Origin of the sequence: Rhizohabitans arisaemae (assembly GCF_025996515.1) — a bacterium.
GTDB classification, from domain to species: domain Bacteria; phylum Actinomycetota; class Actinomycetes; order Streptosporangiales; family Streptosporangiaceae; genus Rhizohabitans; species Rhizohabitans arisaemae.
In genome coordinates this window covers 881,577-904,617 of sequence record NZ_BLRH01000034.1, presented here as the reverse complement: position 1 = coordinate 904,617, position 23,041 = coordinate 881,577, and the positions used below count along the sequence as shown (strand labels likewise).

Below are 23,041 nucleotides of genomic sequence, written 5' to 3'. Positions count from 1 at the left end.
TACGGCCTGCGGACGCGGGGCCGAATCGCGGCCTCCGTCAGGGTGAACCCGGCCTCCGTACGGGTTCCGCGCCTCCGTGGGCCCGGAATCGGGGTGGTGTGGCCGGTCCGTCGATCAGCCGGTGGGCAGGGGGCCGAGCGGGGCCTCGTCGCTGTCGACGAGCTCGCATTCGGCCACCGGTCCGGTGGAGACACGCCCGAAGACACTGGCCATCGTGTTCTCTCCGGCGGTCGTCACGTTGAACTCCAGGACCGCGGTCTGGCCGGGCTTGACGACGCTTGGGTCGACGATGTAGGCGGGTTCGTTCCCGTCCGTGGCGATGCTGACGAGGTCCGCCTCCTCGTTGGGCAGGTAACCGGTGCTCCGGGGCTGGGGGCTGCACCGCTTGCCCTGCGGGACGTAGTCCACGACGGCGTTGAGTCCCGCCTCCCGCAACTCCTCCTGCAGTCCCTTGGGGTCGTTGGCCTCGTTGATGGTGATCCGGAAGGTGCCGTCGGCCTGCTCGGCCACGGCGTGCGCCGCGGTGCCGCCGAGGAGCAGCGGTACGGCGACCGCCGCGGCCGCCGCGGCGGCCAGGGCCGGGACGACCACGGCGGGCCGGAGGCGCCGCCATCCGGTGGGCCGGGCTTCGTTGCGGATCTCGGTCATCATGAACTCCTTGAGCTGCCGGTGCCGGTCCGGTGTCAGGGGCGGCACCACCGGATGCGGCAGCAGCCGGGTGTGCTCGTCTCGCTCGTCTGCGTTCATCGGCAGGCCTCCTTGGCGGACCGGACCGCGGTGTCGCGGTCACCTCTTTCCTGTCGGGACGGTGCCGCCGGTTCCCGGTGGGCGGCGAGTTTCTCCAGTTTTCCCCGCGCCCGGGAGAGCCGGGATTTCACGGTGCCCACGGGGACGCCGAGCGCCTCGGCGGTCTCGGCGTAGTCGAGGCCGGACCAGAGGACGAGGGCGAGGACCTCCTGTTCCGGACGGCGCAGCGCGGCGTAGGCCCGCCTGACGGCGGCGATCCGTTCGGCGTCGTCGATGCGGCCGGCCACGTCGTCGGCGAAATCGGGGACGCGGTCCTCCCGGGGCATCCGGGCGAGGGCGTCCTGGTATCGGCGGGCGGCGCGCCGGGTGTTGCGGGCGACGTTGACGGCGATGCCGAGCAGCCACGGCCGGAGCGAACCGCCGTCGGGGTCGATCCGCCCGCGTAGCCGCCACACCTCCAGGAACGTCATGGAGGTGATGTCCTCGGCCTCGGTCCGGTCCGCGCAGTGGCGGAAGGCGTATCCGTAGACGGATCCGGCGTAGGCGTCGAAGAGCTCCTCGAAGGCCGAGGGGTCTCCATCACGTATTCGGGCGCGTAGCGACATATCCACATAGAAGGACTGTCCGGGGGCCGTCGCCGGTTCCCGATCGTCCGTCCCGCACGGCACACATCGCGGGATTCGCGGCACGGGTACGGCCGGAGGCGGCCTCACTGATCGCCGCGGCGCGGCCCGTACCCCGCCTCGGCCGAGTGGCGAAGCAGCCTTACCGGGCGGAGCCCGTACACGAACGTGATCCACCCGGCCGGCCGGCCCGGACCCGGGGACGGCCGGCGACGGGTCAGTGAAGGTGTTCGAGCACGCCGCGCGCGACGGCGACGGCCATGGCGTCCAGCGCGTCGCCGGTCATGGCGGCCATGTGCGGGGTGGCGAAGACCTGAGGATGGTGCAGGAGCGGATCGCGGGGATCGGGCGGCTCGGGCTGGTACACGTCCACCGCGTATCCCCGCAGACGGCCGGAGTCCAGCGCGGCCAGCACGGCGGGGGTGTCGACGATCTCGGCCCGCGCCGTGTTGACCAGCAGGCTTCCGGGACGCATCCGGCCGAGCGCGGCGGCCCCGATCAAGCCCGTGGTCCGCTCCGTCCGGGGGACGTGCAGGCTGACCACGTCGCTCTCGCCCAGCAGTTCGTCCAGGGAGACGAGCCGGACGCCGTCCGGCGGTTCGGTCACCGCGATGTCGTGACCGACCACGGTCATACCCAGGCCCCGCGCCCGGGAGGCGACCCCGCGGCCGATGGCGCCCAGCCCCACCAGCCCCAGCGTGCGCCCGTCGAGCATGGTCCCGGTCAGCCCGGCGGCGACGACCGCCGCGGGCAGGGAGCGCTCCGGGCCGAACAGCCCCCCGGACAGCGAGGCGGTGGCGCGCGGCGCCTGCCGGGCCAGGGCGAGCGCGGCCAGGATCACGAACTCGGCCACCGACTCGGCGTTCGCGCCCGGGGTGCCGACGACCCGGATGCCCAGGCGGCCGGCCGCCGCCAGGTCGATGCGGTCCAGCCCGGCCCCGTGCCGCCCGACGACCTTCAGCCGCGGCGCGGATTCCAGCATCTCGGCGGTGACCGGGGAGGAGCGGACGACGAGGGCGTCGGCCTCGGCGAGCAGGGGCCGGAGCGCCACCGGGTCGGTGGTTCCGGCGACGTGCACCCGTCCCGCGGCGCGCAGCAGGGCCAGGCCGGCTTCGGCGATCGGTTCGGTGAGCAGGATCGTCGGGGTCATGGGGTGTTCACCATCCCGTGTAGCAGGTGACGGGGACGGTGTAGAAGTCGCGGGCGTAGGCGCCCTGCTCACGCGGCCCGTGGTTGGATTCCCCGGTGCCGCCGAAGGGCAGGTGCAGTTCGGTTCCGGCGGTGGGGAGGTTGACGGTGACGATGCCGGACCTGGACAGCCGCTTGAACCGTTCCGCGGCGGACAGGGAGGTGGTGACGATCCCCGAGGAGAGCCCGTAGCGGGTGTCGCCCGCCACGGCGACCGCCTCGTCGAAGTCGTCGACCTTGATGACGCAGCTCACCGGACCGAAGATCTCCTCCCGGGCGAGCCGCATGTCGTTGCGCGCCCCGACGAACAGGGTGGGGCGCATGAACTGCCCCTCCTCGGCCGTGTGGTCTCCCCCCGCGACGGCGGTCGCGCCCTCCCTGCGGCCGATCTCGACGTACTCCAGGTTCCGGGCGAGCTGGTCGGGGGAGGCCACCGGGCCGAGCTGGCTCCGCTCGTCCAGCGGGTCGCCGACCCGCAGCGCCCGGGTGGCCTTGGTGAGCGCGTCGACGAACCGGTCGTGGATCCCGGACTGGACGACCAGTCGGCTGGAGGCGGTGCAGCGCTGCCCGGTGCTGAAGAAGCCGCCGTCCAGGGCGCAGCGTACGGCGACCTCCAGGTCGGCGTCGTCCAGGACGACGAGGGGGTTCTTGCCGCCCATCTCCAGCTGGAACCGCTTGTTGCCGTACTCGACGCACCGCCGGGCGACGTGCCGCCCGGTGGCGGTTCCGCCGGTGAAGGAGACGCCGTCGATCCCGTCCGAGGTGAGCAGCTCCTCGCCGGCCGTCGGGCCGTCCCCCATCACCAGGTTGAACACGCCCGGCGGGACGCCGGCGTCGGTGATGATCCTGGCCATCTCCCCGGCTGAGGCGGTGACCAGCTCGGCCGGCTTCAGCACCACGGTGTTGCCGTAGGCCAGCGCGGGCGCGACCTTCCAGGCGGGGATGGCCCACGGATAGTTCCACGGCGTGATGACGCCGACGACGCCGAGGGGCCGGCGGCGTACCTCGGCGGAGGCGCGTTCGCGGGTGCTGGCGTAGATCTCCCCCTCGGGCTGGAGCAGCTGATGGGCGTAGTAGCGGAACGTCTGGCCGGCGCGGGTCACCTCGCCCCGCGCCTCGGCCAGCAGTTTGCCCTCCTCGCGGGAGAGGAGGACGGCCAGCTCCTCGACCCGGCGCAGGATCGTCGCGCCGATCCGGTCCAGGAGCCGCATGCGCTCCCCGACCGGGGTCGAGGCCCAGCCGGGCCGGGCCCGGCCGGCCGCGTCGACGGCCTCCTTGACGACGGCCCGGTCCGCGGCCGCGTACTCGGCGACGGTCTCCCCGGGACGGGCGGGGTTGAGGTTGGGGCGCCGCTCGCCGTCGACCCAGCGGCCGTCGACGAGGTTGAGATGACAGGGGACGGGCGGGGAGTGTGTCGTCATCGAGGTCCTCACGTGCCGGCCGGCGACTCCGGGCCGGGTTCTTCGGGGAAGTGGCAGGCGACCTGGTGGCCGGTGCTCTCGGCGGTCAGCGCCGGCACCTGCGTCCCGCAGATCTCCTGGGCTTTCCAGCACCGGGTGCGGAACCGGCAGCCGGTGGGCGGGTTGAGGGGGCTCGGCACGTCGCCTTTGAGGATCCGGCGCCGTCGCTCGGCTTCGACCAGCGGGTCGGGGATCGGTACGGCCGAGAGCAGCGCCTGGGTGTAGGGGTGCCGCGGCCGGGTGTAGAGGCTTTCGCAGTCGCCGATCTCCACGACGGTGCCGAGGTACATGACCGCGATGCGGTCGCACAGGTGGCGCACCACGGCCAGGTCGTGCCCGATGAACATCATGGTGAGGCCGAGTTCCTCCTGGAGCGACTCCAGCAGGTTGACGATCTGCGCCTGGATGGAGACGTCCAGGGCGGACACCGGCTCGTCGGCGACGATGAACTCGGGGTTGCTGACGAGCGCCCGGGCGATGCCGACGCGCTGGCGCTGCCCGCCGGAGAGCTCGTGCGGGTAGCGCTCGTGCCAGTGCGGGCTGACCCCGACCAGGCGCATGGTCTCCAGCGCCTTGGCCCGGCGTTCCCGGGCCGTCGCGTCGGAGTGCACCAGGAGGGGCTCCTCGATGAGCTCCCCGATCGTCATCCGGGGGTTCAGCGACGCGTAGGGATCCTGGAAGATCATCTGCATGCGGCGGCGCATCGCCCGCATCCGGCCGCGGGCGAGCGTGGTGAGCTCGACCCCGTCGAAGGCGACCGTACCCTCACTCGGTTTGAGGAGCTGCAGGATCGCCCGGCCGGTGGTGGACTTGCCGCACCCCGACTCGCCGACCACGCCGAGGATCTCCCCCCGGTGGACGTCGAGGTCCACGCCGGCCACGGCGCGCAGGCGGGCCGCCCGCAGCGACCCTTTGACCGGGACCTTGAAGTCGACGGCCAGGTCGCGTACCCGCAGGAGGACGGGGCGGTCCTGCGGGGGCGCCACGGCCACGGCGCCCGCGGCGGCGGAGGTCGGCTCGGACATCACTTCTCCTCGGTCGGCTGGTCGGCGTACCGGTCGTCCAGGGACAGCCAGCCGCCTTCGGGTACGGCCTGCATGCCCCAGCACCGGGTGAGCCTGCTCGGGTCGTCGTCGGCCCCCCGTACCGGTGTCAGCGTCGGCGGGGATCGGCGGCAGACGTCCTGGGCGTGGACGCATCGGGGCGAGAACCGGCAGCCGGGCGGCATGTCGGACAGCTCGGGCGGCTGCCCGGCGATCGGGCGGAGTCTGCCGCCGCGCGCCTGATCCAGTCGCGGGACGGAGCCGAGCAGTCCCCAGGTGTAGGGCATCTGCGGCCGGTGGAAGAGATCGACGGTGTCGGCGCGCTCGACGATCTGGCCCGCGTACATGACGTTGACCCGCTCGGCCATCCCGGCGACGACGCCGAGGTCGTGGGTGATGAACAGCACCGCGGTGCCGGTCTCCCCGGCCAGGTCGCGCAGGAGTTCGAGGATCTGCGCCTGGATGGTGACGTCGAGCGCGGTGGTGATCTCGTCGGCCAGGATCAGCCGCGGCTCGCAGGAGAGGGCCATCGCGATCATGACGCGCTGGCGCATGCCGCCGGAGAACTGGTGGGGGTAGGAGCCCAGGCGGGTCTCCGGGGCGGGGATGCGCACCGTCTCCAGGAGTTCGACCGCCCGGGCCCGGGCCGCCCGGTTGCCCAGCCCCAGGTGCAGCCGGAGGGATTCGGTGAGCTGCTTGCCGATGGTGAGCACCGGATTCAGCGAGGTCATGGGGTCCTGGAAGATCATGGCGATGCCCTTGCCTCGGACGGCGCGCAGCTCACGGGGTTTCATCGTGAGCAGGTCCTGTCCTTGGAAGAGCACCTGGCCGCCGGTGACCCGGCCGGCCGGGGGCACCACCAGTCCCATGATCGACTGGGCGGTGGCCGACTTCCCGCACCCGGATTCGCCGACCAGCGCCACCATCTCGCCTGCGTCGACGCTGAACGACACTCCGTCGACAGCCGTCACAGACCCCCGCGCGGCGCGGAACTCGGTACGCAGGTCCCGCACGTCGAGCAAGGCCATCGAACCCCCTGCAGATAACACGCACAAGCGTCGCTATTCGTCAATCGGGAGTGTTGCATATCCGATCATCGTCGTCTAGGCTCACCGAAGCGCCGAATACCGACACTTCTCTGAAATGGAGCATCATGGCGTCGAAGAGCTCGATCGAGAAAGATCGCAGCATCATTCGCGAGCTGGTCCGGGACCCGCGCCAGACCAACGTGGCGCTGGCGGCCAAAGTGGGGCTGTCGGAGGGTTCGGTGCGGCGGCGGGTGGAGAGACTCGTGGCCGAAGGCCAGCTGCACTTCGCCGCGATCCCCAGCGCCCCGTTCATGGGGCGTCCCGTCCACACCCTGTTCGAGATTCAGAGTGCCCCCGGCGCCACCGAGCAGCTCATCGAGCAGCTCGTCGCCATGCCGGAAATCTCCTACGTCTACCACGTGACCGGGCAATTCGACATCGTCGCGGTCGGCTACTTCGCGTCCAGCAACGAGATGCGCACGTTCTGGACGGAGCGTCTGGGCAACCTGGACGGGCTGATGGAGAGCCGGACCGTCATGGTGCTGCGGGTCGCCAAGCGGGCCCACGAGTGGGCCCGGGACATCGCGATCGACGACGCACCGGCCGACCTGAGCTGAACGCCCGGCACAGGGTCGGCTAGAACCACCCCCTGCACCAAGGAGCTGACCGTTGCTGCGCATCATGCTGATCCGCCTGGTCTCGGTCGTGCCGGTACTACTCGGCATCTCAGTCATCTCGTTCTTCGTGATCCGGATGATCCCCGGTGACGTCATCAGCTCGATCATGGGGGAGGACTTCGCCGACCCCCAGGTCGAAGCCGAGATGCGCCGCTACTTCGGACTCGACATGCCGATCCACGAACAGTTCCTGCACTGGTTCGGCGGCCTGCTCCAAGGCGACCTCGGTACCTCGATGCGCAGCGGCCAGCCGGTGCTGTCCGAGATCGCGGACCGCTTCCCCGCCACCCTGCTGCTGGCCGTCTCCGCGCTGGTGGTCTCGATCCTCATCTCGATCCCGTTCGGCGTGGTCAGCGCCACCAAGCGCAACGGCGTCCTGGACGCGGCCTCCCGCCTGATCTCACTGGTCGGCCTGTCGCTGCCCAACTTCTGGCTCGGCATCCTGCTCGTGTACGTCTTCTCGGTCACCCTGGGCTGGCTCCCCTCCCAGGGATCGGGGGACGGCGGCCTCGCCGACCTGCGCTACCTCATCCTTCCGGCCGTCACCCTGGGCGCCAGCCTGGCCGCGATCAGCATGCGCATGACCCGGTCCAGCATGCTCGAAGTCCTCAACCAGGACTACGTGCGCACCGCCCGCGCCAAAGGGCTGGGCGAGCACGTCGTCGTCGTACGGCACGCGCTGCGCAACTCCCTGATCCCCGTGGTCACCGTCCTCGGCATCCAGGCCGGGGCACTGCTCGGCGGCACCGTCGTGGTGGAGCAGGTCTTCTCCTGGCCGGGCCTCGGCACCATGGTGATCCGCGGGATCAGCCAGCGGGACTACCCCGTGGTCCAGGGCACCCTGCTGTTCCTCGCCTTCTTCTACGTCGTGGTCAACCTTCTCGTCGACCTCATCTACGTCTACCTGGATCCGAGGCTCCGCAGTGGTCACTGAACCCGCTCCCGCGCCGCCGGCCGCGCGCCGCGACGGCCTGCGCCTGCTCCGCGTGATCCTGAAGGACCGCATCGGCGCGGTCGGCATGGTCATCGTGGTCGTCATGACGCTGGCGGCCGTACTCGCCCCGCTGATCGCCCCCTACGACCCCACCGCCATGTCCAGTCGGCGGCTGGAGACCCCGGGCGGCGTCTTCCCGCTGGGCGCCGACGAGGCGGGGCGGGACCTGCTCAGCCGTGCCCTCTACGGGGCGCGGACGTCGCTGACCGTCAGCCTGATCGTGGTGACCTGCGCCGGGGTGATCGGGGTCGTGCTCGGCCTGCTGGCCGGGTTCTACCGGGGAGTCCTCGACGGCGTGATCACCCCGGTGATGGACGTGCTCTTCTCCTTCCCGACGCTGCTGCTGGCCTTGGCCGTGGTCGCCGCGCGGGGTCCGGGGACGGAGAACCTCATCCTGGCGCTGGTCATCGTCTTCATCCCGAGCTTCGCCCGGATCGTGCGCGGCACCGCCCTGTCGGTCAGCAAGGAGCCGTACGTGGAGTCGGCGCACGCGGTCGGGTTGAGCAGCGCCCGCATCATCTTCAAGTACGTGCTGCCGAACTCGGTCGCCCCCATCGCGGTGCAGTTCACCACGAGCCTGGCCTACGCGATCCTCATCGAGGCGTCGCTGGGGTATCTGGGTCTCGGGGTGCAGCCGCCGCAGCCGTCGTGGGGGTCGATGCTCTCCTCGGGCAAGGCGTTCATGGAACTGTCGCTGTGGCCGTCGCTGGTTCCCGGGATCTGCATCATGATCACCGTCCTCGGGTTCAATCTGCTGGGCGACACCCTCCGCGACGCGCTGGACCCGCGGTTGCGCGGCCGGTCCGGCCGCTAGGCCCGAAAGGAAAGACAGTGGAGTCGATCGACGACCATCTGGTGCGACGTCTCACCGAGTGGTCCGAAGGCGAGCCCCTCCCCGAGACCCCCGGCGCCGCCGCGTCCGGCGCGGACCCCGGGCTGCTGCTCGCGTATCTGGACGCGCAGCTGCAGAGCCGCCACCTGGACTTCGCGTTGCGCTGGCTGCAGTCGCGGCAGGAGGGTTTCTACACGATCGGCTCCAGCGGTCACGAGAGCAACGCCGCCGTCGCGCTGGCCCTGCGTCCCACCGATCCGGCGTTGCTGCACTACCGGTCCGGCGGCTTCTACGCGGCCCGGGCCGGTCAGGTGCCCGGCTCCAGCCCGGTCGCGGACGTGCTGCACTCGGCGACGGCCTCCCGCCGGGACCCCATCTCCGGTGGCCGGCACAAGGTGTTCGGCCACCGCGGGCTGAACATCGTGCCGCAGACCTCCACCATCTCCTCCCACCTGCCCCGGGCCCTCGGCATGGCGTTCGCGCTGGGCCGGGGCCTGCCGACCGGCGACGTCCCCGCCGACTCGGTGGTGGTGTGCAGTTTCGGCGACGCCTCGGCCAACCACTCCACGGCCGCCGGCGCGATGAACGCGGCCGGCTACTGCGCGCATCAGGGTCTGCCGCTGCCGCTGCTGCTGGTGTGCGAGGACAACGGGATCGGGATCAGCGTCCGCTCCCCCCGCGGCTGGACCCGCCGGGCGCTGTCGTCGCTGCCCGGCGTCGAGTACACGGCGGTGGACGGGACCGACCCGGCGGGCCTGCTGGCCGGTGCGGCCGAGGTGGCCGCCGGGGTCCGGGAGTCGCGCCGTCCGGCGGTGCTGCACCTGCGGACCGTCCGTTTCATGGGGCACGCCGGGTCCGACGCGGAGGCGGCCTACCGGACCCGCGGCGAGATCCTCGCCGACTACGACCGCGACCCGATCCTGGCGACGGCGGCGCTGCTGGCCCGCCGCGGTGTGCTGAGCCCGGCCGAGACGCTCGCCCGGTACGAGGCGACGCGCGAGCAGGTGATGGGGCAGGCGCGGGAGCTGGTCGGCCGGGTCAGGCGGCTGGACAGCCCGCAGGCCGTCGTCGCCCCGCTGACCGAGCGCCGCCTGCCGGAGGTGAGCGCCGCGGCCACCCGCCCCGGCGCCGGCCGGGCACCGGTGTTCGGCGGCAGGCCACCCGAGGCGCGTGGGCCGCTGACCCTCGCCCAGTCCGTCAACGCGGCCCTGCACGACGCGATGCTCACCTGGCCGCAAGCCCTGGTGTTCGGCGAGGACGTGGCGCGCAAGGGCGGCGTCTACGGCGTCACCCGCGGTCTGCGGAAGGCGTTCGGCGCGACCCGCGTGTTCGACACCCTGCTGGACGAGCAGACGATCCTGGGGATCGCGCTGGGGAGCGCGCTGACCGGGGCCCTGCCCATCCCGGAGATCCAGTACCTGGCCTACCTGCACAACGCCGAGGACCAGCTGCGCGGGGAGGCCGCCTCGCTCCGGTTCTTCTCGGCGGGCCGGTACCAGAACGGGATGGTGGTGCGGATCGCCGGCCTGGCCTACCAGAAGGGGTTCGGCGGGCATTTCCACAACGACAACTCGGTGGCGGTGCTCCGCGACATCCCCGGCCTGGCGCTGGCGGTGGCCTCCCACCCGGCAAGCGCCCCGGCGCTTCTGCGGCAATGCCTGGCCCTGGCCGAACAGGAGGGTCGGGTCTGCGTCTTCCTGGAGCCGATCGCGCTCTACCACCGGCGTGACCTGCACGACGAGGGCGACGGCGGCTGGCTGGCCCCCTACGCCGCGCCGCCGGATTGGGCGGCCGGGCAGGCCCCGCTGGGCCGGGTCCGCACGGTGCGGGACGGCGCCGACCTGGCCATGGTGACCTTCGGCAACGGGGTGCCGATGAGTCTGCGGGCCGCGCGGGTCCTCGCCCGGGACGGGATCGAGGTCCGGGTGGTGGATCTGCAGTGGCTGTCCCCGCTGCCGGTCGAGAGCCTGCTCGCGGCGGTCTCGGGGGTTTCGCGGGTGCTGGTGGTGGACGAGACCCGGGCCGGGGGCGGGGTCTCCGAGGCCGTGGTGGCGGCGCTCGTCGACGGCGGTTTCCCCGGGGCCCTCAGCCGGGTCAACAGCCTGGACAGTTTCGTGCCGCTCGGGCCGGCGACGGCTCAGGTGCTGCTCGGCGAGGAAGACGTGCTGTCCGCGGCACGCAAGGCGGCCCGGACCGGCTGAGGGCGCCTCGGTTCAGCGGCTTTCGGTCCAGCCGGTCACCGTGCGGACCTCGGCGATCATTCTCGCGATCAGCTGTTCGGGGGCGCGGTCGGTCCAGACGAGCCCGAGTTCGGAAGGGTCCGCGTCGGAGACCGGCAGCCAGCGGACGTTCGTTACGGGAACCCAGTGGCTGAGCGGCTCGGGGGCCAGCCAGATCCCCTTGCCGCGGGCGACCGTCATCAGGCAGTCCTCGACTTTGCGTACGGCGGGACCGCGCGGGGCCGGGGTGCCGTCCGGCCGGGGGTCGGCCAGCCAGTGGCACAGGTTCTCCTCGGACAGGAAGATGTCCGGGCGGATGACCGGTTCGCCGGCCAGATCGGCCAGGGTCACCGACTCCCGGTCCGCGAGCCGGTGTCCCGGTGACAGGGCGACGGCGCGCCGGTCGCTGCGTACGGAGGCGTGGCTCAGGCGGGCGTCTCCCACCGGCAGCCACATGAACGCGGCGTCGGCCTCGCCGGCGAGGAGGAGCGCGAGTTCTTCCGGCGGGGTGGACACGCTGGTCAGGTCGACCTCGAGGCCGGGCACCGCGGCTTCCATCGCGTCCGCGACCTCGGTGGCGAACAGCGCCGTGGCGTAGGGGCAGCAGGCCAGCCGGAGCCGTCCGAGCCGGCCCCGGTCCGCGGCCCGTACCCGCTCGGTGAGTTCGGCGAGGTCGGAGACCACGGCCGTTCCGCCGCGTTCCAGTTCGCAGCCCGCGGGGGTGAGCAGGACGCCTCGCGACGTACGGACCAGGAGCGTTGCGCCCATGGCCCGTTCGAGCTGCTGGATCTGGGTCGACAGCGTCTGCTGGCTGATGTGCAGCCGGGCCGAGGCGCGGGTGATGTTCAGCTCCTGGGCCACCATGAGGAACGCCTGCAGTTGCCGGATGTCCATGTCGATCACGACATCACCGTACATGAGCGGCTATTTCCGGCGGCAACCGAAAACCCCGGTGGCGGTCACCGGGAACTTCTGTTTCCGATCATGGTGTCGGGCGGAGGAGGCTGAAGCCACTCCACCCGCTCCACGAAAGGGACGTTCCCGATGACTCCTGCGTACCCAACACGCGATCTTGAGGGCAAGGTCGCCTTGGTGGTCGGAGGCAGCCGAGGCCAGGGAGCGGCCTGCGCCGAGCTTCTCGCGATGCGCGGAGCCGCCGTGACGATCAGCTACGCCCACGGCGAGGAGGCCGCGGCGCGGACCCTATCGACCTTGGACGGGTACGGCGTGACCGCGGAGGCCGTCCGCTCGGACGCGACCCGGTCCGCCGACGTGAACACCCTGTTCGAAGGGGTGGTCGTCCGGCACGGCAGGATCGACATCGTGGTCCACGCGGTGGGGACCGTCCTGCGGAAGGCGCTGACGCAGCACACCGACGAGGACTTCGACCTGCTGATCGACCTGAACACGCGCAGCGTGTTCAACACGCTGCGCGCATCCGCCCGGCATCTGGCGGACCACGGCCGGTACGTGGTGGTGACCAGCGCGCTCGCCTCGGCCATGCCCGGCCGGTACGGCCTGTACGCGGCGGCGAAGGCCGCGGTGGAACGGCTCGTGCCGGTGGCCGCCCAGGAACTGGCCGTACGGGAGATCACCGTCAACGCGGTCGCCCCCGGCCCGGTGACCGGCTCCTGTCGCTCCGGTGCGAACCCGGCGGAACCGCGGACCCGGAGTCCGCGTGGCCGAGCCGGACAGCCCGAGGACATCGCCCAGGTGGTCGGCTGGCTGGCCGGTGACACCGCCGACTGGGTCTCCGGTCAGACGATCAGGGCCGACGGCGGCCTCCTCTGACCAACCGAATATCCCCCTTTTTTCGATTTATCGAGGAGTGATCGACATGACGCGTACCGGAGAACCGGTCGCCGTTGCCTCCCCCGTTGACCGGGTGCCGTTGCGGAGGTGGTTCGCCGTCGCGGCCGTCGCGGTGGGGACCTTCTCCATGGTGACCGCCGAACAGTTGCCCGTGGGCCTGCTGACCTCGGTCAGCGGGGCACTGGGGGTGTCCGAGGGGGCGGCGGGACTGATGGTGACCGTGCCCGGCCTGGTCGCCTCCGCCGCCGCGCCGATCCTGCCGGTCGTGATCAGGCGCTTGGACCGCCGTGTCGTCCTGCTGGGTTTGATCGCCCTGATGGTCGCGTCCAACGTGTTGTCCGCCGTCGCGCCGAACTTCGCGGTGCTCCTGGCTTCGCGGTTCCTGGTCGGGATCGCGATCGGCGGGTTCTGGGCGCTCGCCGCCGGCATCGCCGTCCGCATGGTGCCCGAGCGGTACATCCCGCAGGCCACGGCCATCGCCTTCGGCGGTGCCACGGCCGCCAACGTCCTCGGGATACCGGCGGGAACCCTGATCGGCGAACTCACCGACTGGCGCATCGCCTTCGGGCTCCTCGGCGGACTCGGGCTCCTGGTGGTCGTCGCCCTGCTCCTGCTGCTGCCGAAGATGCCGGCCACCGAGCCGGTACGGCTGCGCACGCTGGCCGAGCAGTTCGCCAACCCTGTCGTCCGAGCCGGTGTCCTGGCGACGTTCCTGCTGGTGAGCGGCCACTTCGCCGCCTTCACCTTCGTCAGTCCGATCCTGCAGGGCATCTCCGGCGTCGACCAGAGCATGATCGGTCCGGCCCTCTTCGCCTTCGGTGGCGCCGGCATCCTCGGCAACTTCATCACCGGTGCGATCGCCGGACGCGACATCCGCAAGACCATCATCGGCATCAGCGTCCTGCTCGCCGCGGTTCTGGCCCTCTTCCCGCTGGTCGGCGGCCACCCGGTCGGCGGCGTGGCCCTGCTGGTCCTCTGGGGCCTGGCCTTCGGCGGCGTCCCGGTGGGCGTGCAAACATGGATCATCAAGGCCGCACCGGACTCCACCGAGGCCGCCACCGCCCTCAACACCTCCATGTTCAACCTGGCCATCGCGCTCGGGGCCCTGTTCGGCGGCCTCATCGCCGACAACGTGGTCCTGGCCGCCGTCCTCTGGTTCGGCGCCGCGCTCAGCGCTCTCACCTCTCTGGCGGTCTGGAACACCCGCTCCGCCGCCCGCTCCAACTAGCACAAGGAATGATGATCTACATGGACACCGCTCGCCAGGCCGAGATCGACGCGATCAAGCAGGTTGTCGCGGCCATCGAACACTTCCAGCGGAACGAGCTCCCCGAAGAGTTCATCGGCCTGTTCCGGTCCGACGCGATCTGGACGACCGCCCACGGCAAGCGACTCACCGGGCGCGATGAGATCGCGGAATTCACCCGGAAGGTCCTGCCCGGCGCGATGCGGGACACGACGGTCACCTACGAGCCGGTGCACATCCTGTTCATCCGCCCCGATGTGGCCGCCGTCAAGGCAGTGGCGCAGTACCGGACTCCGGATGGTGAGCCGGTGGGCAACCCGAACACCCCCCTCTACGTCATGGCCAAGGAGGACGGGCGGTGGCTCCTGGTCGCCTGCCAGAACACCGGGGTGCTGGACGCCTGACCAGGACGGGGCCGGGCCGGGCGACTCCCTGAACGGGGGTCGCCCGGCCCGTGTCCGCCCACGGTCGGCGAAGCCGTAAGTCCTCGGTAACCACAAGGGCTCCGACCAGCTCTGCAGGTCCCTTACGGGGTTTCTGGACCGCCCTTTTCGCGTGCCCGGCGGAATAAGGGGGGAATTGCGGGTACGGTCGGCCTGTTCCAAAGCCATGATCCAACGCTTTGCGGCCATCGCCCTCCTTCTGCTGCTGGTCGGCTGCTCCCGGCCCGCCGACCCCGGTCCGCCCGCCCGACCGCCGGGAAACGCCGGGGCCGGTCCGACCGTCGGGATCTCCGGGACCGCCCCGGTGACCGTGACGCCGGCCACCGTGGTGATCCGGTTCTCCAGATGCGGGAACGGGGACGGGTGCGGCGGCGAGTACGACCGGCTGACCGTCGGCGCCGACGGGCGGGCCGTCACCTGGCGCGGCAGGGAACTGGTCGCGGTCCGGCTGCCCGCGGCCGAGCTGAACGGGCTGCGAACCGATCTCGTCGCCCTGCTGGCGGGGCGGGAGGGCACGATCGATCGTTTCACCGGGAGCCACGAACCCGCCGCCGAGATCACCGTGGTGAATCCCGACGGCAAGAAGGTCCACCGGGTCCGGCTGAACGGGACGCCGACGGAGCAGGACAAGCCGATCGTCACCGCCGTCGACCGCCTCCGGGAGCTGACCCGCCGGGTCCGGGACACCGGTGAGCCGGACCTCACCGCGCCGATCGCGGTGCGGCTGTACGAGGACAGGAACGCGATCGACGAACTACCGAAGGCGCAGTGGCCTGAAAGCGTCCCCGACCCGGGCCTTCCGACCGACGTCCCGTGGGTGGTGGAGTACCGCGGGCAAGAGGCGACGGCGCTCCGGGAGGCACTGGGCTCGGCTCCCCAGGCGGCGGTGCGGATCGGGAAGCGGACGTGGGTCGTCTCCTGGGAGGCGTCGCCTCCGTCGGAAGGCTGACGACCGTCGGTGTGAAGTGCCCGCGGCCGGCCTGGCTCCGCCTGCGGCGGCGAGCCGTGTGGAGCCCGCGAGCGGGACCAGGGCGCCGTCCGGGGTGGTGCGGGCCGCGCGGCGGGCGTCGGTCAGCAGCATCAGCGCGAGAAGCCCGGCGACCTCCCCGTCACCCGGCAGGGACCGGTGGAACATCCGGGTGAGCCGGATCGCCTCCCCGGTGAGCTCGGCGCGGTGCAGGTCTGGTCCGGATCCGGCGGTGTAGCCCTCGTTGAAGATCAGGTAGAGCACGTGCGGGACCGCGCCGAGCCGTTCGGCCCGCTCCTGTGCAGGCGGTATCGCGAACGACGCGCCCGCCGCCTTGATCCGCTGCTTGGCACGGCTGATCCGCGGCGTCATCGTGGGCCTCGGGGGCCAGGAACGCCCGCGCCCCCTCGGCGGTGGTGAGCCCGCCGACGGCGCGCAGGGTGAGCGCCACCTGGGAGCGCTTGACACCACTTCATTTGTAGTACTACGGTCTAACCGACTCGATTAAAGTACTACAAATGGAGTGATGTGCGAGAGCTCGTCTACTACATCGGCGTCACGATCGACGGCCGGATCGCCGGTCCCGGCGGGGAGTTCGACTTCTTCCCGCTGGGCGGCGAGGAACAGGCCGCCGTCTACAGCGCGTGGATGAACCGGCGCTACCCCGAGACCCTTCCCACCTTCGCGCGTGCGTCGCACGGCTTGGCGGACGTGCCCAATCAGTCCTTCGACACCGTGGTGATGGGGCTCGGCACCTACCGTCCCGCACTGGACGCGGGCATCACCAGCCCGTACGCGCACCTGCGGCAGTACGTGGTGTCGAGCACGCTCGGGCCCAGTCCCGATCCGGAGGTGACGGTGGTCCCCGGCGACCCGCTCACCCTGGTCCGGACCCTCAAGCGGGAAGAGGGCAAGGACATCTGGCTCTGCGGCGGGGGGCGGCTCGCGGGCGCGGTCTTCCCCGAGATCGACAAGCTTGTCGTCAAGAGCTATCCGGTGGTGGCGGGAGGCGGCGTCCCGGTGTTCGACATGAAGTTCGACCCGGCCCTCTTCACGGTGACGGAGCGGGAGTCGTTCACGAACGGCGTCGTCGTCACCTGGTTCTCCCGGCGATGACAGGGCTGGGTCATCCGGCGACCGGATCGGCGAGGACGTGGTGGAGAATCCGGACCTGGGGACCTTCGGGGTCGAATTCCGGCAGGTCGGCCACGGTGATGAGCGCCTTCCACAGCGCCCAGCCGCGTGCGCGCCGCCAGGTGTCTTCGGGGAGGCCGACGGCTTCCCGGAAGACACTCCGCTCGTCCCCGGTGAAATAGGTCCAGGCGATGACGAGGTCGCAGGCCGGGTCCCCGACCCCGCAGGTGCCGAAGTCGATGACCGCCGAGAGCCGGCCTTCGGCGAAGAGGAGGTTTCCGACGGCGACGTCGCCGTGGAACCACGTCGGCGGCGACGCCCAGGCCGAGGTGAGGGCGTTCGCCCAGACCGCCCGGCAGGCGTCGGCGTCGACGGCGTCCCCGAGCCTGCCGAGGGCGTGTTCGACCTCGTCGCCGTAGACGCCGGGGTGGCAGCCGCGGAAGAAGGAGTGCCGCCCGCCGGCCGGACCCCCTCGGGTGGGGATCGCCCGGAGCGCCGTCAGGAAACCCCCGAGATCACGGGCGAACCCGGCTCGGTCGGCCACCGCCCCGACGGGGTCTCCGGGGAGCCAGCGTCGCACCGACCACGGAAACGGGTAACCGGCTCCCGGCCGCCCGGTCGCCACCGTCTCCGGTACGGGCAGCGGCAGGTGCCTGGCCAGGACCGGCAGGCACAGGTCTTCCTTCTCGACGGCGGCGACGTAGCCTTCGGCGCTGGGCAGCCGTACCGTCAGCCGATCGCCGAGCCGGAAGGTCCGGTTGTCCCAGCCCTGCCGGGCGACCGGTTCGACCGGAAGGTCGCCCCACTCGGGAAACTGCTCGGAGACCAGGGCACGGACAAGGTCGGCGGTAATGTCGATCACAGGCCCAGTCTGCGAATCCCGGTGTTCGTCCTCCATCGGTTTTCCGGCCGACCGCCTGTACCGAGCCTTCAGAGCGGGCGGGTACGGCCCCAGGTGGCGCCGTCGCCGTACCTGCGGGGAGCATCGGGCGGCGTGACCGCTGCGAGGAGAAACAGCCCCGTCCCCTCGCGCGGGCCCGCGGGCGGAGGCCGTACCGGGGAGGTCTCCCGCCCCCGTCCCGCCTGGGTCCGCCGGTCCGGCGGTCACTCTGATCATGCTTGAATGGGGCCATGAATCTTGATCGCGCGCAGGGGTTCGCCGAGGAGTGGGTGGCCGGCTGGAACTCCCGGGACCTCGATCGCATCATGCGGCACTACGCGGACGACGTGGTGTTCCGCTCGCCGATCGCGGCGCGGCTGATCGCCGGTTCGGACGGGACGATCCGCGGCAAGGAGGCGTTGCGCGCGTACTGGGCCGAGGGCCTGCGGCTCAATCCGCAGCTCCGCTTCCAGCTGCTCGGGGTCTACGTCGGCGTCGGCTCCGTCGTCATCCACTACCGCAAACAGACGGGACAGTCCTCGTGCGAGGTGCTGGTCTTCGGCGGTGACCTCGTCGTCTCCGGGTGGGGGACGCACGGACCCGAACCGGATTGACGTTCGCCCCGTCGAGGGCCGAATCGGATTGCCCTGCGGGCGGGCACTGTGGTGAATTGGGGCCTATGTCACGTGCGGCGGTGCGCCGGTGGGTGCGGCATCCCCTGGTGCGGGATGTCGCGCTGGCCCTGCTGGTGCTGGAGATGGAGTGGAATTACCGTTCGGGGGAGGGTCCGGCGACCCCCGGGGTCGTCCTTGTCGCGATCATCGGGGCCGCCCTGGTGTTCATCCGGCGGCGGCCCGTCCTGACGGCGGTGCTCGCGGGGGCGCTGTTCGTGGTGAGTCCCTGGATGAGCCCAGGCGACCGCCCCGTCAGTGTGATGATCATCGCGCTGTACGGCGTGGGCCGCCACACCCCGTTGCCCGTCGCCTTCGCCGCCCTGCTGTGCGTCGCGCTCGGCGACCTCGTGGTGCTTCCGAGCCTGCCGGAGTCGGGCTGGTCCGGCTCCGGACTCGTCGTCGTGCTGTCCGCGGCGGCACCGCTGACCGCCGGGTACGTCATGCGGCTCCGCAGGGAACTGGCCGAGCGCAGGGAGGCGGAGGCGGAACGGGTCAGGTGGCAGGCCGAGGAGGACGCGGCCAGGGAACGGCGGGAGATCGCCGCAGAGGCGGTACGGCTGGAGCGCCGGCGCATCGCGCGCGAGCTGCACGACGTGGTGGCCCATCATGTCAGTGTGATCAATCTCTACATGGGGGTGGCCCGGCGGACGATCCCGAGCGATCCGGCACGGGCTCAGGAGACGCTGCTCACCGGTGAGGACACCGCTCGGCGGGCCATGGCCGAGATGCGGCAGATGCTCGATGTGCTGCGCACGGACGGGGAACCCGCGGAAAGCCAGGCGGGTGTCGGCGTCGAGGGGCTGCCCGCGCTGGTGGAGGAGTCGGGCAACGCGGCGATCGAGGTCACGGGTGAGGTGGCCGGGCTGGCCACGACCGTGGACCACGCGGTCTACCGGATCGTGCAGGAGGCCCTCACCAACACCCGCAAGCACGCCGGCGGGGCCGCCTCCCGGGTGCGGCTCGCCTACCTGCCCGGCATGATCGAACTCGAGGTGCTCGACGAGGGCCGTACCCGGCCGGAGGCGGGCGACGGAGGCCTGGGGCTCGGGCTCGCGGGCATGGCCGAACGGGTGGCCCTGTGCGGCGGGGAGCTGCGGGCGGGGCCCGGACCGGAAGGGGGATTCCGGGTGTTCGCCCGTATCCCGACGGAGGAGGCGTCGTGATCAAAGTCCTGCTCGTCGACGACCACGTGCTGGTACGCGCCGGGTTTCGCATGCTGCTCGGCACCGAGCCGGGGCTGACCGCCGTGGGTGAGGCCGCCGACGGGCACGAGGCCGTACGGCGGAGCCACGAGCTGCGGCCCGACGTCGTCCTGATGGACCTGCACATGCCGGGCATGGACGGGGTCGCGGCCACCGAGCGGATCGTCGCGGAGCTGCCGGACACCAAGGTGCTGGCCCTGAGCACGTTCGACCTGGAGGAGTACGTCGTGGCCGCGCTCCGGGCCGGGGCGTCGGGGTTCCTGCCCAAGGACGTGTCGCCGGAGGAGCTCGTCGAAGGCGTCAGGATCGTGCACCGGGGGGACGCGGCGGTGGCGCCCCGGCTGCTGGTCGGGCTCATCGGGACCTTCGTCCGGCCGGCGCGCTCCCAGCCCGTGCCGGTCCCCGAGGGACTGGAGAACCTCACCGCCCGGGAGCGCGAGGTGCTCACGCTCATCGCGCGGGGCCTGTCCAACCGGCAGATCGCCGACGAGGTCGGGCTCTCCCTGTCCACGGTGAAGAACCGGGTGAGCGATCTGTTCGCCAAACTCGGCGTCCGCGACCGGGCCCAAGCGGTGATCATCGCCTACGAGGTCGGCTTGGTGAGACCGGGGGAGCGGGGACGCTGACCCGGTACCGCGGTCCTGGGCGGGACCACGCGTGACCTCGGTCCCGGCCGTGGCCGGACCGGTACCGCGGGCCCGTCGGCCGGCGGACCGGTACCCGGGACCCCGGCGGAGGATCGTTCCGGCGGGCGAAGATCGGGTTCGTGCCCGGCCGCAGGCTGAAGTCATGTCCGATCTCCCCGCGTTCCTGCACAGGACGTTCTTCCGTACGGTGTCCCTGCTCTCCCCGGCCGGCCAGGGGAGATTCCTCCGGAGCTACTTCGAGTGGTTTCACCGCAACCCCGACCCGTGGCGGTACGCCGTCGACCCCTACGAGATCACCAAATACGAGGTCACGCTGAAGTCCGTCCCCGAACGCCCGTACGACAGGATCCTCGACGTGGGGTGCAGCGAGGGGAGCTTCACCCACCGGGTCGCCGGCGCGTACCCAGAGGCGGAGGTGCTCGGCGTGGACGTCTCGGCGCGGGCGGTCCGGCGGGCGTCGGCCGTGCCGTGCGCCACGGCCGGCGACCGGCGTGTGGGAAAGGCGAGGTTCGCGGCGCTCGACTTCCTCAACCAGGAGCCGGGCGGCACGTTCGACCTGGTCGTCTGCGCCGAGACGCTCTACTACGTCGGGCGGGGCGCACGGCTGCGCGCGGCGTCCGGACGGCTGCGCTCCTTCATGAACCCCGGCGCCTCCCTGATCCTCGTGCACGAATGGCCCGAATCGCGGGGCCTCTACCGGCACTTCGACCGCGACCCTCTGCTCCGCAAGGTGGACGAACACGTCGAGGAGCATACGGTGCGCCCTTACGCGGTAACCCGCTATGAGCGCTTGGCGGGACACGTTCGCAGGAGCGGCCACTCCGATGATCGCCCATCGGAGGATCCCTCCTTCTGCTAGCGTGGTCGGCATGAAGCGCGCCGCCATGACGACGACGCCGGAGAGTGTCCCGGCGCGCTGACAGCTGACGTAGTCGAAGCCCCGGGGCGGGTGCCCCGGGGCTTCGGCGCATCGGTCACTCGCCTCACCTTCCGCGAGGAGACCACGATGCACGATCACCGAAGGCTCGGCCGCGAGCTGGGCTTGTTCGACACCGACCCGCTGATCGGCGCGGGGCTGCCGTACTGGCTGCCCGACGGCGCGATCGTGCGGCACACCCTGGAGGAGTACATCCGCGACGCCGAGCGCCGCGCGGGTTACCGGCACGTCTACTCGCCGGTGCTGGGCAAGAGGGAGCTGTACGAGATCTCCGGGCACTGGTCCCACTACAGCGAGGACATGTTCCCCCCGATGGACCTGGGCGGCGAACAGGTGGTCCTGCGGCCGAGTCTGTGCCCGCACCACGCGCTGATCTACCGGTCTCGCGCGCACAGCTACCGGGAACTGCCGCTGCGGATCGCCGAACTCGGCGCGATGTACCGCTCCGAGCTCTCCGGCGTCCTCGGCGGGCTGACCCGGGTCCGGGCCATCCAGCTCAACGACGCGCACATCTTCTGCACCTTGGACCAGGTCGCCGAGGAGGCCGTCGGGGCCTTGGCGCTGATCCGCCAGGCCTACCTGGACCTCGGTATCCAGCCGGTCCGCTACCGGCTCTCCCTCCCCGGGCCGGGCGGGAAGTACGTGGCCGCGCCGGAGATGTGGCGGCGGGCCGCAGCCATGTTGACCGACGTCCTGGACCGCTCGGGCCTTGAGTACGAGGCCGCCGAAGGAGAGGCGGCCTTCTACGGACCCAAGATCGATGTGCAGATCGCCGACGGCGCCGGGCGGGAGGCCACCCTGTCGACCGTGCAGATCGACTTCCACCAGCCCGAACGGTTCGGCCTCGAGTACGTCGGCGCCGACGGCGCCCGGCATCGGCCGGTGATGGTCCACCGCAGCGTCGTCGGCAGCCTGGAACGGGCCGTCGCGCACCTGATCGAGTTGTACGGGGGCGCGTTCCCGGCCTGGCTCGCCCCCCGTCAGCTGGTGGCACTCCCCATCTCCGATGCGGAGGTGCCGCAGGCTGCGGAGTTTGTACGGCGATGCGCCGACCGGGGGCTGCGGGCCGAGCTTTCCGGGCCCGAGCACGGCAGCCTGGGGGCGCGCATCAGGAATGCCAGGCTTGTCCCGTACCAGGCGGTGATCGGGCCCAAGGAGGCCGCCGGCGACCAGGTCGCCCTGCGTCTGCGCGACGGCCGCCGCCTGGAGGCCCGCCCCGCCGGCGAGGTACTGGCCAGGATCGGCGACCTGATCGGCGACCACCGCCTCGACCTGTGGGACACCCCGGTCCCCGCGTGACCCGAGGACTCAGGGAAGACCTTGCGGCCCGATGAACACGACGGCGCCCAACGTGAGACGTTTCGTCCACCCGCTCAACCGGGGTGGACGGGACGTCCCACGCCGCAGGTCAGGTGGTGGATCCGGCCGCTGAAGGGCGGGGCCGGCCCCGAGGTGCGGCACTCGCCGATCAGGAGGCGAAGGGATCTTCGTGGGCGGCGATCCGAGCGGCCATGGCCTCCAGGGTGCCCAACGCCCGCCGGTACGGCTGGGGGCCGTAGGAGACGCGGGCGACGCCCAGCTCGGCCAGGCGGGACAGGGACGGGCCGTTGGGGAGTGCGAGCACGTTGACCGGGCCTGGCAGCCCGGCGACGAGCGTGGAGATCACGTCCTCGGAGACGGCCATGATCGGGTAGACGCAGTCGGCTCCGGCCTCCAGGTAGCGCCGTCCCCGCTCGACCGCTTCGGCCACCAGGCCGGGGGTCTCCTCCTTCGCGTCCAGGAAGACGTCGACCCGTGCGTTGATCACCAGGTCGACTCCGGCGCCGACGGCCGCGGCGCGTACCTCGGCGATCCGTCTCGCCTGGTCGTCGAGGGCGGCCAGGCCGCCGCTCCGATGGTCGGAGTCCTCCAGGTTGCATCCGGCCGCGCCGATGGCGGCCAGGTGTCCGACGAGTTCGGCGGCCGCAAGGCCGTACCCCGCCTCGGCGTCGACGGTCACCGGCACCCGAGCCGCGCGGACGACCCGTCCGGCCGCGGCGAGCATGTCCTCGGCCGGAGCGCCCTCGTGGTCCGGGTACCCGAGCATGGCGGAGATCGCGGCGCTGGCCGTGGCGAGCGCGGGGAACCCGGCCGCCTCGACGGTCGCCGCGCTCGCGGCGTCCCAGACGTTGGGCAGCAGCAGCGGGGAGCCGGGCCGGTGCAGTTCCCGGAGCCGGGCCGCCCTGTCGTTCGAGGGTGTCGTCAACGTTCCTCCTAGCCGGGGATCACGAGCAGGGTACGGGCTCCGC

Annotated in this window: 23 protein-coding genes and 1 pseudogene; 14 read left to right on the top strand and 10 right to left on the bottom strand. The window is 71.6% G+C overall.

All coding sequences use genetic code 11. The features are described 5' to 3' along the window. Window positions 1–114 precede the first annotated feature (114 nt). The 6 genes from RUR_RS19695 to RUR_RS19670 all read right to left on the bottom strand — a co-directional run bounded on the left by RUR_RS19695 (window position 115) and on the right by RUR_RS19670 (window position 6,089). On the bottom strand, window positions 115–747 hold the full coding sequence (locus RUR_RS19695; RefSeq protein ID WP_283136558.1) for a hypothetical protein: 633 nt from the start codon (window positions 745–747) through the stop codon (window positions 115–117). Next, on the bottom strand, window positions 744–1,352 hold the full coding sequence (locus RUR_RS19690; protein ID WP_283136557.1) for an RNA polymerase sigma factor: 609 nt from the start codon (window positions 1,350–1,352) through the stop codon (window positions 744–746). The genes RUR_RS19695 and RUR_RS19690 overlap by 4 nt, the downstream gene beginning before the upstream one ends. Window positions 1,353–1,587: 235 nt before the next feature. Next, the gene (locus tag RUR_RS19685) at window positions 1,588–2,520 is read right to left on the bottom strand and encodes a hydroxyacid dehydrogenase (protein ID WP_283136556.1); all 933 of its coding nucleotides are present in this window, start codon (window positions 2,518–2,520) and stop codon (window positions 1,588–1,590) included. 7 nt (window positions 2,521–2,527) lie between these two features. Beyond that, window positions 2,528–3,979, bottom strand: coding sequence for an aldehyde dehydrogenase family protein (locus RUR_RS19680; RefSeq protein ID WP_283136555.1), 1,452 nt, complete (start codon window positions 3,977–3,979; stop codon window positions 2,528–2,530). An 8-nt stretch (window positions 3,980–3,987) separates the two neighbouring features. Then, the gene (locus RUR_RS19675) at window positions 3,988–5,043 is read right to left on the bottom strand and encodes an ABC transporter ATP-binding protein (protein WP_283136554.1); all 1,056 of its coding nucleotides are present in this window, start codon (window positions 5,041–5,043) and stop codon (window positions 3,988–3,990) included. After that, window positions 5,043–6,089, bottom strand: a complete 1,047-nt coding sequence (locus RUR_RS19670) for an ABC transporter ATP-binding protein (RefSeq protein WP_283136553.1) — start codon at window positions 6,087–6,089, stop codon at window positions 5,043–5,045. The genes RUR_RS19675 and RUR_RS19670 overlap by 1 nt, the downstream gene beginning before the upstream one ends. Window positions 6,090–6,214: 125 nt before the next feature. Here RUR_RS19670 and RUR_RS19665 point away from each other — a divergent pair, with 125 nt between their 5' ends. From RUR_RS19665 to RUR_RS19650, 4 genes are read left to right on the top strand one after another with little or no spacing between them, the layout of a single operon-like run. Continuing rightward, window positions 6,215–6,706: an Lrp/AsnC family transcriptional regulator gene (locus tag RUR_RS19665; RefSeq protein WP_283136552.1), complete on the top strand. Its 492-nt coding sequence runs from the start codon at window positions 6,215–6,217 to the stop codon at window positions 6,704–6,706. 52 nt (window positions 6,707–6,758) lie between these two features. Beyond that, complete coding sequence (gene nikB / locus RUR_RS19660; protein ID WP_283136551.1) at window positions 6,759–7,700, top strand: nickel ABC transporter permease; 942 nt, start codon at window positions 6,759–6,761, stop codon at window positions 7,698–7,700. Beyond that, window positions 7,690–8,574 (top strand): ABC transporter permease, encoded by an 885-nt coding sequence (locus RUR_RS19655; protein WP_283136550.1) that lies wholly within the window; start codon window positions 7,690–7,692, stop codon window positions 8,572–8,574. Before nikB ends, RUR_RS19655 begins: the two co-directional genes overlap by 11 nt. Window positions 8,575–8,591: 17 nt before the next feature. Next, window positions 8,592–10,793 carry a thiamine pyrophosphate-dependent enzyme gene (locus RUR_RS19650; RefSeq protein WP_283136549.1) on the top strand — a complete coding sequence of 734 codons (2,202 nt, stop codon included), beginning with the start codon at window positions 8,592–8,594 and terminating at the stop codon, window positions 10,791–10,793. Window positions 10,794–10,805: 12 nt separating this feature from the next. Here RUR_RS19650 and RUR_RS19645 read toward each other — a convergent pair whose 3' ends face one another. Further along, complete coding sequence (locus RUR_RS19645) at window positions 10,806–11,705, bottom strand: LysR family transcriptional regulator (protein WP_283137052.1); 900 nt, start codon at window positions 11,703–11,705, stop codon at window positions 10,806–10,808. Window positions 11,706–11,855: 150 nt separating this feature from the next. On the opposite strand from RUR_RS19645, the gene RUR_RS19640 reads away from it, so the two are divergent. From RUR_RS19640 to RUR_RS19625, 4 genes are all read left to right on the top strand, one after another. Continuing rightward, window positions 11,856–12,602, top strand: coding sequence for an SDR family oxidoreductase (locus RUR_RS19640; RefSeq protein WP_283136548.1), 747 nt, complete (start codon window positions 11,856–11,858; stop codon window positions 12,600–12,602). A gap of 46 nt (window positions 12,603–12,648) precedes the next feature. Then, window positions 12,649–13,851: an MFS transporter gene (locus RUR_RS19635; RefSeq protein WP_283136547.1), complete on the top strand. Its 1,203-nt coding sequence runs from the start codon at window positions 12,649–12,651 to the stop codon at window positions 13,849–13,851. Between the two features lie 20 nt (window positions 13,852–13,871). Continuing rightward, complete coding sequence (locus RUR_RS19630; RefSeq protein WP_283136546.1) at window positions 13,872–14,273, top strand: SgcJ/EcaC family oxidoreductase; 402 nt, start codon at window positions 13,872–13,874, stop codon at window positions 14,271–14,273. 205 nt (window positions 14,274–14,478) lie between these two features. Then, a complete protein-coding gene (locus RUR_RS19625; protein ID WP_283136545.1) occupies window positions 14,479–15,261 on the top strand; it encodes a hypothetical protein in 783 nt (260 codons plus the stop codon). 117 nt (window positions 15,262–15,378) lie between these two features. Here RUR_RS19625 and RUR_RS19620 read toward each other — a convergent pair. Beyond that, window positions 15,379–15,651 (bottom strand): annotated as a pseudogene (locus RUR_RS19620) (DUF6596 domain-containing protein); the annotation flags it as partial. Between the two features lie 156 nt (window positions 15,652–15,807). On the opposite strand from RUR_RS19620, the gene RUR_RS19615 reads away from it, so the two are divergent. Next, a complete protein-coding gene (locus tag RUR_RS19615) occupies window positions 15,808–16,395 on the top strand; it encodes a dihydrofolate reductase family protein (protein ID WP_283136544.1) in 588 nt (195 codons plus the stop codon). A 10-nt stretch (window positions 16,396–16,405) separates the two neighbouring features. Here the strand turns inward: RUR_RS19615 and RUR_RS19610 are convergent, their stop codons facing one another. Beyond that, window positions 16,406–17,275, bottom strand: coding sequence for an aminoglycoside phosphotransferase family protein (locus tag RUR_RS19610; RefSeq protein WP_283136543.1), 870 nt, complete (start codon window positions 17,273–17,275; stop codon window positions 16,406–16,408). Between the two features lie 269 nt (window positions 17,276–17,544). On the opposite strand from RUR_RS19610, the gene RUR_RS19605 reads away from it, so the two are divergent. The 5 genes from RUR_RS19605 to thrS all read left to right on the top strand — a co-directional run bounded on the left by RUR_RS19605 (window position 17,545) and on the right by thrS (window position 22,052). After that, a complete protein-coding gene (locus RUR_RS19605) occupies window positions 17,545–17,907 on the top strand; it encodes a nuclear transport factor 2 family protein (protein ID WP_283136542.1) in 363 nt (120 codons plus the stop codon). Window positions 17,908–17,987: 80 nt separating this feature from the next. Continuing rightward, complete coding sequence (locus RUR_RS19600; RefSeq protein ID WP_283136541.1) at window positions 17,988–19,130, top strand: sensor histidine kinase; 1,143 nt, start codon at window positions 17,988–17,990, stop codon at window positions 19,128–19,130. Next, window positions 19,127–19,795: a response regulator gene (locus RUR_RS19595; protein WP_283136540.1), complete on the top strand. Its 669-nt coding sequence runs from the start codon at window positions 19,127–19,129 to the stop codon at window positions 19,793–19,795. The genes RUR_RS19600 and RUR_RS19595 overlap by 4 nt, the downstream gene beginning before the upstream one ends. Window positions 19,796–19,958: 163 nt before the next feature. Continuing rightward, complete coding sequence (locus tag RUR_RS19590; protein ID WP_283136539.1) at window positions 19,959–20,675, top strand: class I SAM-dependent methyltransferase; 717 nt, start codon at window positions 19,959–19,961, stop codon at window positions 20,673–20,675. Window positions 20,676–20,822: 147 nt separating this feature from the next. Next, window positions 20,823–22,052 (top strand): threonine--tRNA ligase, encoded by a 1,230-nt coding sequence (thrS, locus tag RUR_RS19585; protein ID WP_428847007.1) that lies wholly within the window; start codon window positions 20,823–20,825, stop codon window positions 22,050–22,052. A 169-nt stretch (window positions 22,053–22,221) separates the two neighbouring features. Here thrS and RUR_RS19580 read toward each other — a convergent pair whose 3' ends face one another. Beyond that, window positions 22,222–22,998, bottom strand: a complete 777-nt coding sequence (locus RUR_RS19580; protein ID WP_283136537.1) for an isocitrate lyase/PEP mutase family protein — start codon at window positions 22,996–22,998, stop codon at window positions 22,222–22,224. Between the last annotated feature and the right edge of the window lie 43 nt (window positions 22,999–23,041).